This is a genomic window from Roseisalinus antarcticus (assembly GCF_900172355.1).
Lineage (GTDB): Bacteria > Pseudomonadota > Alphaproteobacteria > Rhodobacterales > Rhodobacteraceae > Oceanicola > Oceanicola antarcticus_A.
Genome location: NZ_FWFZ01000128.1, coordinates 1 through 1,241, shown reverse-complemented (window position 1 = coordinate 1,241; position 1,241 = coordinate 1). Strand labels below are relative to the sequence as shown.

The 1,241-nt window shown below is 61.4% G+C and carries 1 protein-coding gene; it reads left to right on the top strand.

The annotated features are described in order from the left end of the window. Positions 1–63 precede the first annotated feature (63 nt). Positions 64–1,211 (top strand): IS3 family transposase gene (locus tag ROA7023_RS23540; RefSeq protein ID WP_143535743.1). Its coding sequence is split into 2 segments (ribosomal slippage): positions 64–340 and positions 340–1,211, totalling 1,149 coding nucleotides; the frame shifts between segments, so codons are not numbered across the junction. Positions 1,212–1,241 lie beyond the last annotated feature (30 nt).

The window sequence follows — 1,241 nt, the reverse complement described above, 5'->3', positions numbered from 1 at the left end:
TGAGCTGCTGCCGGTTTCGTGGACACGAAGATAAGATCGTGACCATGGAACTGGAGAGTGGATATGACGAGACGGAAGTTTACGCGTGAGTTCAAGATCGAGGCCGTGAGGCTGGTGACGGATCGGGGTGTGGCTGTGGCGCAAGCCGCCCGTGACCTTGATGTCGCTGAGAGCGTGTTGCGGCGCTGGATGCGGGAGTTGACGGCCACGCCAGCCGTGGCGTTTCCCGGGAACGGGCAAATGCGGTCCGATCTGGCCGAGATTGTAGCCTTGAAGAAAGAGGTCGCCCGACTTCGGGCGGAGCGTGATATCCTGAAGAAGGCGGCCGCTTTTTTCGCGCGGGAGGTGTTATGAGGTTCGCCTTCATCGCAAAACACCGCCACATTTGGCCGGTCAGTTGGCTTTGCGAGGTTCTGGAGGTCTCGCGTTCCGGCTTCCACGCCTGGCTCACCCGCCCGACCAGTGCGCACGAGATCCAGGACGCCAAGCTCGTCACGGCGATCGAGACGAGCTTCAAGGCCAGCGACCGAACCTATGGCGCCCGTCGTGTCTGGCGCGATGTTCTTGAAGAAGGCCTGGCCTGCGGCCTTCACCGGATCGAAAGGCTGATGCGGATCAATGCTCTAAGGGCGCGGCCCAGGCGCCGTGGAAAGCCCAAGGACGATGGGGAACGGTCGGTCATCGCGGACAACATCCTCGACCGCGACTTCCAGGCGGACCGGCCGAACCAGAAATGGCTGGCCGATTTCACCTACATCTGGACAGCCGAGGGCTGGCTGTATGTCGCGGTCGTGCTGGACCTGTTTTCCCGGCGCGCCGTCGGTTGGTCCATGAAGGCTGATCGGGATGCGTCACTGGTCATGGACGCGCTGATGATGGCGGTCTGGCGGCGCGGCAAGGCCGATGCGCTGTTGCACCACTCGGATCAGGGATCGCAATACACAAGCGAGCAGTTTCAACGGCTTCTGGCCGACAACGGCATCACCTGTTCCATGAGCCGGGCCGGCAACGTCTGGGACAATTCGGCGATGGAGAGCTTCTTCTCGTCGCTGAAAACCGAGCGAACCGCACGAAAGGTCTATCGCACTCGAGACGAAGCCCGTGCTGACGTCTTCGACTACATCGAGCGCTTCTACAACCCGCGCAGACGGCACTCCAAATTGGGCTACCTCAGCCCCATGGAGTTCGAGGCTCGCGCTATGCTAGCTTAACCTGCTGTCCACGAAACCGGCAGCAGCTCA